The following is an 11,414-nucleotide window of genomic DNA, read 5'->3' on the forward strand; positions in this document are numbered from 1 at the left end:
TTCTTACAAGTGTTTTGATTGTTTGTACAAGTGTGTTGATTTTAAATAAATGCAACCATTCTGCAAGAGTAAAGGACTATCAAATGGCGGAACAGGAAGAACATATGAATTCTGACGCTATTGTCGACAAAATTGGCAATAGTGAAGGGGGGTATTCTATGGAAACTTTTGGGTTAAAAGTCCATATTCCCATAAAATCGGGAGAAATAAAGGCCGCGATAAAGAATTTGGACCCAATTCCAAATACTGGTCTTAATGACCAAGTGCTGTTGGTAATTGAAAATGTAAGGGGAAATGAAGATGCCCTGATGTTAAAAGTCTCGGTAGATCAGAAAAATGCAGGGAATTTTTCTTTGTACGGTATTGGTAATGCTTCGGGTCCGGCAGGAGAGGGCCTTTCCTTCACATTGGATATTACGGATATAATTCTGGACATTGATTCAGAAGAGACGAAGGATTGGGGGACTTTGGATGTCGATATATCTCCACATAGAAACCCAAAGGGTATTAAGGATATCACGATTGGAAACATAAGTGTTTATTTGGTAAGACAACAGAGATGAAAAATATTATTACAAATACTTCTTCAGTAACCATTGTTTTGATTGTACTGAGCTTCTTTTTTTGGATAATACTTTTATACGACCCAATGCACACGTTAGCGGAACATAGTTCCCACATGATGGGTCATGACATGGTGCATCACGACTTCTCAGGGCTAATGGTCGGATGGACATTGATGGTCCTTGCTATGATGCTGCCCAAATTGATTTCGCCCATAAGCCACGTTTGCGAAAAAAGTCTAAGACGAAAAAGGATTCCAATGTCAGTATGTTTTGTTCTGGGATATGCCTTAATATGGGTGCTGATCGGATTTCTGATGAATTCCATCATGGTTCTCTTGAGCAAGCAGAACATTGGATCATATACGCCAGCTGTGGTACTTGGCATAATTGCGGTTGTTTGGCAATTTTCACCCATCAAGCAGTATTTCCTGAACCTGGGTCATAATCACCGTGCGATAAAGGCCTTCGGTTGGAAGGCCAATATGGATGCCTTTGTTTTTGGCTGTGAACACGGTCTATGGTGCTTGGGTTCTGGTTGGGCGTTGATGTGGTTGCCCATGCTCTTGCCAAAAGGGCATAACCTGGCCATGTTGTTGGTAATGTTCATCATGATAAGTGAGCACATGGAGCATCCACAAATTCCTCGATGGGGCATTGATCTTAGACTTAAGTTACTGCGCATCCTAAAAGTACAAACCATACTAGTGTTCAACCCGAACTAAGTAAGTTCTCAAATTCCATGACCTAATAGATTAAATATTGAAGAACAATGACAGTTTGGGCGGGGACAGGAAAAGAAATTACGACCTTACGGATTTCGACACCAGGAACCTTGACCCTCAAGATGTGGTTTCCCTGCTTCCCAAAAGGATTTTCAAGTATTTTTCTATCAATGATAATACCTTGGACGTTATAAGACACGGTAGGCTTTGGTATTCATCCCCAAAGGCATTTAACGATCCCTTTGATTGCAAGGTGAGAATTGATTTTGGCACAAACAAAAGTGAGATACTAAAGAATTTGAATGATTTCTTACCCGATGATTTGGGCCATTTATGGAGTGGGGAGGAAATGATAGGAATCTTTGATGATCCAAAAAAGGCAAACACACTGCTAAACCAAATCTTTTCCACTGGGTTTAATGACCATTTGGGAGTATGTTGTTTTTCTGAAATACCCAATATTCCGTTAATGTGGTCGCATTATGCCTCATCACATTCTGGAATTTGCCTTGAGTTCGGTATGGAAACGCCAAATTTTATCAGGGAGAATCTTATTCCGGTAAACTACTACTCGGAATACCCAGAGTTTGTATTGTCGGAGAATTCGGGAGACCTTTACATGTTCCTAATGCAGCTAATCGCTTCCAAAAGCCACGACTGGGACTATGAATTTGAATGGCGATCGATTACAGAAGAAGGCGGTAATAGATTGTACGGATTTGACAAGGCCAGTTTAAAGGGAATAATCTTTGGCGTGAACACCTCTGAGGAACATATGGATGGCATAAAAGAGCTGATTTCAAAATCTGGTTATCGGGATGTGCAATTTAAAAAAGCCGTTTTGGATGATAAGAGATTTGGATTAAAAATAATGTAACAAACATGAATATGTTTTCTTTAGCGATAAGGGACCTCATTCCATTTTTGGATAGGAGCGTACTGTGCCGTATTTATTTCAACAGGAGTAAATGCACCTAAAAGAGAAAATTTGAATTATTATTTAATTTAACGTAATTTTTCCGTCAATTCTTTAGCTAATAATATCTTCTTGTAAGGCAAACCAAAAACCCTAGCCATATAAATGAACCATCAACCTTACGGAGTGCATATCGCACTGACCAAATACCCTCTTGGACAAGAAACAGAATATATTGAAAACATCAGAAGCTTGTATACTTCTTACGGGAAGAAAATCGAGGAATATCTTAATAGTAAAGAACATGGGTTGGACAATGCCTCCTATTTAAAACATTTGTACAGTCCAAAGGTATTTCACTTGTTTTCACATTTTGATGCTGCTTTTGTTTCCGTTATAGACAATTACAAGTTTACCCAGCGTGTGTTTGAACCGCGTTGCCGTACCAAGGACGGGGAACCAGAGCCAATCAAAAATGTAAGCTACCAAATCATCAGTGGGTCCTTACTGGGAAAGAAAAAGGTTCCGACCATTGATAAATTCCTGGACAAACCCAATAGATTTGTCAAGATCGTCCAATTGAAAATAACCAATGGCCTGGTAATAGGCAATGGTAACAAGATTTTTGAATCTTCCGTTGTTACCGTGGAGACGGTATTGGAAACGTATGGAATCTCTGATTATATCTTGATCGACTCATTCAATTGGTCAGAGCTGGTACTTATTGCCTCCCATGAAGATCCCAATGTCTTGACCAACTCCTTGTTGTGTATAAGAAAGCTCAAACTGAAGGAATTGGAAGGGTTTTCGGAAATCGTTGAAAACTCCCTATATGGTAAATGGAGCTTGGAGAATATCCAAGAGGCCCATGTGTTCAATGATACGCATTCCTATCTTGGGGTGGACTTTACTACCTTTAGCGAAAACAGTTTCAAAAAAGACATCAAGTTTGAATCCACGGTGGAGTGGCAAGTAAAACCCGGACACTTTCCGCAATTCTGCAACGAGACCTCAAAGCAGCTACACTCTGGGGAAATCCATAGCAGGTATGGCAAGGCAAGGTTCAAATATGGGAAAACCGATTTTGTCGTGGAGGAGATCAAACCGAATAATCTTTCATCCAACCAGGAGATCTTTACCATGATCCGAAATAATTCGAATCTTAGGAACCATATACGAAAAATAAAAACGAAACCCGTCTTTAAATTCCAGAGTGATCTGATCAAACAGTACAACAAGGAAAGAAAGCAGGAATTCCTTGGTCCCTGTCAGACGGAAGATTATTTGGAAAAATATAAGGTCGACGTTGAAAAGAAAGCTGCAATCTATTTACGGAAACTCAACGTTTCGAGAAATGTAAGGAAGAAGGTCAGAAAGGTCATCTATAATTATAATCAAGGGATCCAAGACCCAATCCTGTATATCTATTACATAGACCTTTACCACCTTTTGGAAAGTTTTGTTGAAATGCTCAAAAGTAAAAGTGCTGTAATCACACAGGGCATTGAGGAAGGTTCGATAAAAAAAACAGCATTTATTGAAGAGAATTCAGCGCAGGAATGGCATGAGGTGCTAAAGACAAAATTTATCGAGGATATCATTAATGACCATGTGGAGGTTTTTGAGGAAGCGCTACAGTCCAGATTGCTTAACAACTATAATTTTGAAGACCTGAATGAGTTCAGCTTGGATATAAATAGCGCCAACACCTCCATTTTGAGCTCGATGGATGCCATAATCAAACATTGCGCCCGATGTTTCAGGGACTCCTATGCTTCCGGACTGGTCACAAGAATAAATGATACCGAAACGGTCTCAAACAGCATATCGGTAAACTACAACATTGACCATCTTATTTGTCCACCCCTGGTTTTCGCTACCTTGATTAAGGAGATACTTAACAATGAAATGAGCCAGTTCTTCAAACAGAACGAGTCCCTTTTCGACACCTTGAACAAGAAATGGCTGAAAATATCCGAAAATGATTTTGGTGCGCTGGAAAGGATGATCATTGAGAAACAGCACTTCGGTTACTTTGAGGTGGATGTCAAGAAATACTTGGTTACCTATTTTGAAAACCAAGACCTTTATGTTTTTTGGCATTGGACGTACCTCCTGCAAAATACCAGTATGCAAAGTGCCTTGGGTTGTCTCGATGAATATAACTTTCTAAGGGAGCATTTTAGGCTGCTATTGATTGCATATGGCATGAAATTCGATGGGGACAACCACCCAAGCAAAATGACATGTCCCATCCCGGAACTTAAAACTTTTTGGGACCGGCACCATAAAAGGCTCTGCAGTATTGTTGAAAGATTTGTCAAGGAAGATGAATTTGAGACATGGTTGTCCAACCTAAAGGATCAGGTTATGACCAATCTTTATTTTATCGATTCCAAGAAAGATGAGACTTCAATGATACCACACCTTAAGGAAGTAAAGTATCAAAGTCTAAAAACCTGGGTGTTCGAGTTCATTTGGAACGGCAAGAATGAGGTTATGCCCAATTTGACGGTAAAGGAGTTTCATAAAAGGTTTATGGACATCCTTTATGAGGATAAACACCCGGAAAGGGACACGAATTTCAATAAAATAAAGAGTATATCGGTAATTTCATATTATTGCCTGCATTATGTCTACTATAAGTTCTCCGGTAAACCACGGATGCTGAGACGGGACTATACCACCGGTGAGCCCATCAAACACTTTCTTCACTCAGATACATGGTTTATAGATTCTTTTGGGGGGTTCTTTGTCAATTGCCCTGAAGAAAGGAAAGATTTTAATCATTTCTGCAACGTGGTCCTGAACATGATTTGGAGCTACGGGGTCTATCTCAAATCCGATCAATTATGAGATCCTTCAATATTTGCCTGTTGAGCGACATCCATTTAAAGGAAAATTATCTGGACAAAGAACACCCAGTAGTGGAGGTTTTTAAATCCTTTGGTGCCAAATTCAAAAGCATTTCAAAGAATACCCCCATTGATTGCGTAGTGGTAGCTGGAGATTTGGCATTCAAGGGCGATTTGGACGAGTACTCCAAATTATATCGGGTTCTGAACAAATGGATACCACAACATATTCCAGTGATTTCCGTGGTGGGAAACCATGATGTGAAATGGTCCGAGATGACCTATGCACTGAAACCTGGGGAGGACCTTGGAGGAATCTTTAAATTGAAAAACAATATCTTTTTTGAACAACCCCGCTTTAAGGATGTCTTTGTCAATTTTAGGGATAAGATTATTGACTCACTTCTGAAAGAGCGATGCAAGGAACTGGTCAAAAAGGGGCATGTTGCCTATAAATATGATAAGGAAGCCTATGTTGGGTATCTACATTTCAAGCAAAATGGAATTCTATTTCTGATGTTGAACAGCTCTTGGAAATCATTTGGTCCAGGAGTAATATCCGAGTTCTATGATAGGGTCAAGGCTAAGTTGGGTGCAGATCAGTTGAAAAAACTGGTCATCGGTGACAGCTTGAGCCAGAGAGGAAAACAATCCTATTTTCTTAAAAGGAACCAATTTCCGTACTGGGATGATATCAATGGCATCCTGAATGAGAAACCCGATACCAAGATTATTACCGTGGCCCACCATCCACCCTCATGGCTCGAGTGGAAAGAACAGTTCATGTCTTCCAAAAAAAGGGAAATCCGATTGGATTCCCTCTTGAAAAGATCACATATCTTGATTACGGGCCATGAACATGTGCCGATGATCAGTGAACCCATCCTCCTTCCAAATGGATGCCATAATGTGCAAATGGGAAGTTTCTTGGACTATCATTTTATCGACAATGAAGATAACAATACCATTGCTTCCAAATTCCCCAGCAATTGGTTCGGGATACTAAAGATCGAACCACAGCGATTCGAACTGGAATCATACAAACTGGAAATTTCCGATGGTGAAGGTGGGATAGATGACGATCCTAAGTACAACTGGGTCAAAAAAGCAGGTCCTTTTAAAAAACGGATAAGTAAAAAGCCCACCAAGGAAGAAACAGAACCGGGATTGGCGGATCAGGAGTTATCTTTGATTGCCGAGTATATCCTACCTTTGGATTCGACACAACTGCAATCACTGGTCTTTGCGCAGAGAAAAAACGTTTTAAAGACTAAGAAACACTTTGAAATAACCGATGGTGGACTGTTTCAAGTTCAGTTGAACGGTGAAGACTATATTATAGCTTTGAATACACTGGGAGCCGTTTATGACAAGATAAGGGAATCGGAATCTTTTGAAGCGCTGATCGATAGACATTCCTTTTTTAAGGAACTGTACGACTTTCTGACTTCGAAGGGCGCAAATATTACCGACTTGGCATTTTATGATTTTATCGACCCAACGAATAAATTGGCCTATGAGAACTTCTATAATGAACAACATCTTAGATTTCAATCCTTTAAGCACGATTTCTTTGGAAAATTCAAAAAATTCTATATTTTTAGAGAACTTAACATCAATTATGATTGTTTTATCATCGAGTCATAGAAAAATTCTATTATTTTACCATAATAACCTACCTTTGCAAACCGTTTCATTTTAATGGCCGATAACATGACCTCTTCTACAGACAGTACTCAACTGAATGCGTTGATTCTAGAGTTTACTGACAGCCTTTCTGTCACTAAACTTACGAATCTTAAGCTTTTTGTACTAAATTTCTTAATAAAGAAGTCAGATGTTATATCTGAAATTGACATAGATGACTTGGTCGCACAGGAATTTAAGTTCAGGATTGTTGGAAAACCTGCAGCCTCCAAAAAGAAGCTTAAGGTAGCGGCTGACATTTTCAAGCAGAAACTTCTCGAAATCAAGGGTGAGTCCGAGCCTGTTGTAGTTCGTCCTGTCGTGGAAAAAGAGCCTTCCTTGGAATCCATAAGAGAGGGATTGATCTATAAGGGCAACAACGATAGCTCTTATAATGACCTTCCCAGCACATATACCATTAGCAATTATTAACAGGCCCTTCCGGGTCTGGAAGTTGAAGGGCGATTTTTGGAAATACCTTTTTCCAAACCCTTGACACGTATAATATGGTAGTGTTTTAAGATATAAACTCGGTTTATTCTGTCACCCAACTTAATAAGGAATTCCTTGTTTCAACCAATCTGAATAATTTGGACGTTGTGTAAGTGGTAATTTTAAATGTATAAAGACCAGAACCTAAATTTTAGATGGCCATAATTATTGGGGTTTCGAGGTCTTTATTCTTTGTGCTCACCGAATAGGACACCTAATTATTTTAGATATTGCGGAATTCTGTCAATTAGTATAAATATTATAGCTTACTTAAGCTGTGCAATAAAAATAGTTTTTTATTCCTGTTGTTTAATACTATTGTGAGTTGGAATTAAAGGAACTGATCTAAATAAAACCTTTTTTTCGAGCAACATCCAATAATTCCTTTGTGCTTCCATCCGGAACCCCAAGCAAAGATTTTATCCGTTTCTTTCTACGTTCAATGGTTGGCATTGACAAAGGAATGTGCGAAGGCAAATCTTTCATTTTATGTCCTTGGGAAAGGTGGTACAGTATTTTTCTGTTCCATGAGTCAACATAAATTTTTTCAAAATCGTCAGGGCTTAACAGGGTCCTAATTTTCTCGCTATAAAAATTCTTGTTCTGTAGTACTCTGCTCACAGCATGGTTCAATGTTTTAGGGTCAATATCTGATTTTATCAAAAAGCCTTCGGGTTTCAAGGTTCTAAAAATATTGGAAATACGTTGGATTTCATTCAATCCAGTGTGTACAATGATTTTTGTCTTGGGAAATCTTTTCTTAATCAATAATCCAAGGTCTTCACCACTTGTGACCGTTTTATCCTTGGAGGCGGGAAGGCTTATATCCAAAAGGACAATGTCAAAAAAGTTACCTTCCAACTCATCCATTTTTAAGAGTACCTCATCACAACTATGAGCGCCATCAAACTCCAGAGAAGTCGGAATTTCAAGATTTTCCAATAAGATTTTGTAACCCTTTACGGTAATAGGGTGATCGTCAATGATTAAAATTTGGGACATTTTCTTCATTTTTTAAATAACACATTTCCAAACGAATAATTCTGACTAATGTTTTGTTAAAAACATGTTTTGTATATGAACGTTTAATTCTTGTATACTAAATATGGCAATCTCGAACGCTGTAAGAATTTCGGAACTGTATGTCCATTGTTTGGATTGACTATTTCAAACTGTAGATTATTCTTACGGAATGATGGAATACCCATCACTCCCCACTCGATAAACAATTAGACGTAACCAACCAAGGGCTGGTTGTATGTCGACAAAAACTGCAATTCATCGAGCAAAAAGTATTTCGTGGGATTTTTTCAACACTTCATCGAAATCGGTTTTGTTGAAGAAAATTGGATTGGACAGATTTGTTGGGAACATTTTTAATGATCAAAACCAAACCAAAAACAATGAATCATATTAAACAAATGCATGGAATAAAATTCTTTGAACAATAACTGTTCTTTGTTTTTATTTCCATTAGAGCTGGCGTGTATCCCCCCATCGCAAACTTATTCTTTTACATAATTACCAAACAAGACTATTGATGAATAGAGTAGTATTTCTATGCCTATTGCTAATATGTGCATTCTCAACCCAAATGCAAGCACAAAGGAACGGCCGTTTGGATACCGACGGCGACGGTGTAATTGACAAAAGAGATGTTGATGACGATAATGACGGAATCTTTGATCGTTACGAGAACCGGGTCAGAAAAATCCCCATGAAGAATTGGGTAAACCGTGTAAACGTTAGTGCTTGGCGCAATGATATTTTCTTTCGACGCGGAGATTTGGGGTGGAACAATTCAGTAAACTCCCAACCCTTTACTTCGTTTGGGTTTATAAAGAACTATGCGGTTTCATTCAATGCGAAGGTTTCTACAAAGGCCATAGTGGGATTTGGAATCGAAGAAAATGGGATAGGCAGGGATGACGTTGATTACGGATTTTTATTTGATGGAGGCCGATTTAGCATCTATGCCAACGGTTCATCTATTTCCAATGAAAAATACTATAGGTTCAACGACAAGTTCAAAATTGTATATGAACGGAATGAGTTGAAGTTCTTTAAAAATGACAGACTCATCAAAACCATCGAAGTTGGGGAAAATATAGGTTTTTATCTGGATACTTCTTTTAAAGGAGCTTATGGATATTACCGAAAGGCCATCTTTTCAAAATTCCAGATTTTTTCCTCTTTTGGCAACCGTGACCTGGATGGTGATGGCATTATCAATAGTAAGGATTTGGACAGCGATGGAGATGGATGCAACGATGTGTTGGAGGCTGGTTTCGAAGATCCTGATAATGATGGTATCCTAGGGGAAGGTGTTCCAGTAGTCAATCGATGGGGTAAAGTGATATCCTGTGATGGGTATTGGGATGTGAACGATGATTATTTGGACCCCACGACCCAACCCTGCGATACAAATATTGAGGGAATCACTATTAATACGAAGAATCTTCCCAGTTCAGAATTCGAGATAATTTTTGGGGACATAACGATAGATAATTTGATCAGTGGTACTGAGGAAAGCGAAGTGTTTGTTGAGACCGGTCCTGCCAATGGAGAGGACATCATACTCTTGATAAATGTTTTGGGAACTACAACAAAGGCGCCCCTGAACCTTAGAATAACTAAAAATCAAGAGCAATTTCAAATCGAGGTATTCCAAAATGGCGTTTGGCTTTTGTTGAGTGAAGAGTTTTATACTATTAGCGGGGATACCATATCCTTTACGACTGAGGGTTCTGATACTATTTCCCCATTTATACTGAATCTGGTGAACGGCGTGGAATACGACCGATTGAACCCCTTGGAATTCAAACTTGTGGAAGTATTGAGTGCGGAAGGGGGCAATCTCGAGATTTCCGGACCGGATAATTTTTCGATAAGCATTGCACCGGATATTCCCAATAACAATTTTGTATGGGACGGAACACAAGCACAGCCCGGACTGTACAAGTTCAAGATACGGATACAAGAGAAAATATTCAACGGACAATTCCTGATACTTTAAAACATGAAAGAAAAGATACTATTTAGCGTGGCCGGAGCTCTGGCCATAGTAACAATTTGGCTCCTATTTAGCTTCTCAAAAACAGGAGGTAATGTCGTTGTGGTGGACTCACAAAGGGTTCTGGAGGAATATCAAGGCTTTTTGGAAGCTAAGGACTCTTATGAGGCAAAGGTCAATGATCTGAGCAAAAGTTTTAATGAAAAACGGGGAGTGTTCGAATCCAAGACCAAGGAGTATGAAATTTTGGAAAGTACGTTATCCAATGCGGAGAGGTCAAAAAAACGAGCCGATCTGGCCGTTATGCAGCAAGAATTGATGAAGCTCGGCACTGCCATAGAAGGTCAAACAACCGAGGAGGAGTCCAAGTTGTTGGAAGGCGTGTACAACAAGATCAATGATTTTGTCCAACGTTATGGCAAGAAAAAAGGCTATGCTGCCATACTGGGAGCCAATGGGCAAGGAAATGTAATGTATGTGGATGGACAAATTGACATAACCCAAGAAGTGATAAACGCATTAAACAAGGAATATGTCGAGGGGGTTCAATAAAATTCTTATGGTCATGACTATTGCAGCTTTAGCGCTCAGTAGTTGCACCAGGTCAATCGGCTCGGAAACAGCCTTTTTGAAATGGCTTGACAATCCAAAAAATGGATTGGTAAAAAAGGCATCTGCCAATGGTTTTTCATTCTCCTTAAAATTCCTTCCCTCTGAATATTTGGCCTATACCGAATTGAAAAAGGGAAATGACGAAAAGGGCTGGAACGAGTTGTTGCACGATTTTGAAAGTTCGATGTCCGTATTGTTTTCCATAGAGCATGATATGCACGGAATCGATGCCACTAACTACGATATCCAGAACATGGCCGCTTATAAGGAGCGCATCAACGAACTGAACTTTGGCCTAAAGCAGCACCTTTTTATCAAGGGTTCGGAAGGGAAAAAAATAAGGCCGGTACTCACAACTTTTGAGAATAACTATGAGATAGGAGGTAAAAAAACTTTCTATGTGGTATTTCCGAAAACCGATGAGGAGCAATGGAAAACAGAATCCCTAGATATTGTTTTTGACGACCCTTTTTTGGATACGGGCATTAGCCATTTTGCGTTCAAAAAACAACATATAGACCAAATACCCACACTTGAATTTATAAACTGATA

Annotated in this window: 10 protein-coding genes; 9 read left to right on the forward strand and 1 reads right to left on the reverse strand. The window is 39.2% G+C overall.

Features of this window, described 5'->3' with window-relative positions; genetic code table 11:
* Positions 1-83 precede the first annotated feature (83 nt).
* The 6 genes from CRO15_RS17285 (at position 84) to CRO15_RS17310 (ending at position 7,177) form a co-directional block, all read left to right on the forward strand.
* Positions 84-563 (forward strand): DUF7868 domain-containing protein, encoded by a 480-nt coding sequence (locus CRO15_RS17285; protein ID WP_133067275.1) that lies wholly within the window; start codon positions 84-86, stop codon positions 561-563.
* Positions 560-1,288, forward strand: coding sequence for a copper chaperone (locus CRO15_RS17290; RefSeq protein WP_097047103.1), 729 nt, complete (start codon positions 560-562; stop codon positions 1,286-1,288). Before CRO15_RS17285 ends, CRO15_RS17290 begins: the two co-directional genes overlap by 4 nt.
* Before the next feature lie 37 nt (positions 1,289-1,325).
* Complete coding sequence (locus CRO15_RS17295; RefSeq protein WP_133067276.1) at positions 1,326-2,165, forward strand: DUF2971 domain-containing protein; 840 nt, start codon at positions 1,326-1,328, stop codon at positions 2,163-2,165.
* A gap of 204 nt (positions 2,166-2,369) precedes the next feature.
* Positions 2,370-5,060, forward strand: a complete 2,691-nt coding sequence (locus tag CRO15_RS17300) for a hypothetical protein (RefSeq protein WP_097047105.1) — start codon at positions 2,370-2,372, stop codon at positions 5,058-5,060.
* Positions 5,057-6,706, forward strand: coding sequence for a metallophosphoesterase family protein (locus tag CRO15_RS17305; protein ID WP_097047106.1), 1,650 nt, complete (start codon positions 5,057-5,059; stop codon positions 6,704-6,706). The genes CRO15_RS17300 and CRO15_RS17305 overlap by 4 nt, the downstream gene beginning before the upstream one ends.
* A 54-nt stretch (positions 6,707-6,760) precedes the next feature.
* Positions 6,761-7,177, forward strand: coding sequence for a hypothetical protein (locus CRO15_RS17310; RefSeq protein ID WP_097047107.1), 417 nt, complete (start codon positions 6,761-6,763; stop codon positions 7,175-7,177).
* A 405-nt stretch (positions 7,178-7,582) separates the two neighbouring features.
* Here CRO15_RS17310 and CRO15_RS17315 read toward each other — a convergent pair whose 3' ends face one another.
* Positions 7,583-8,239, reverse strand: coding sequence for a response regulator (locus CRO15_RS17315; RefSeq protein WP_165769989.1), 657 nt, complete (start codon positions 8,237-8,239; stop codon positions 7,583-7,585).
* 538 nt (positions 8,240-8,777) lie between these two features.
* Here CRO15_RS17315 and CRO15_RS17320 point away from each other — a divergent pair.
* Genes CRO15_RS17320 through CRO15_RS17330 form a run of 3 tightly spaced genes read left to right on the forward strand, consistent with a single transcriptional unit; the run spans position 8,778 to position 11,412 of the window.
* Positions 8,778-10,253: a hypothetical protein gene (locus CRO15_RS17320; protein ID WP_133067277.1), complete on the forward strand. Its 1,476-nt coding sequence runs from the start codon at positions 8,778-8,780 to the stop codon at positions 10,251-10,253.
* A 3-nt stretch (positions 10,254-10,256) separates the two neighbouring features.
* On the forward strand, positions 10,257-10,802 hold the full coding sequence (locus tag CRO15_RS17325) for an OmpH/Skp family outer membrane protein (RefSeq protein WP_097047110.1): 546 nt from the start codon (positions 10,257-10,259) through the stop codon (positions 10,800-10,802).
* Positions 10,803-10,815: 13 nt separating this feature from the next.
* Positions 10,816-11,412, forward strand: coding sequence for a hypothetical protein (locus CRO15_RS17330; RefSeq protein ID WP_097047111.1), 597 nt, complete (start codon positions 10,816-10,818; stop codon positions 11,410-11,412).
* Positions 11,413-11,414 lie beyond the last annotated feature (2 nt).

The organism is Flagellimonas pacifica, assembly GCF_900215465.1.
GTDB lineage: Bacteria > Bacteroidota > Bacteroidia > Flavobacteriales > Flavobacteriaceae > Flagellimonas > Flagellimonas pacifica.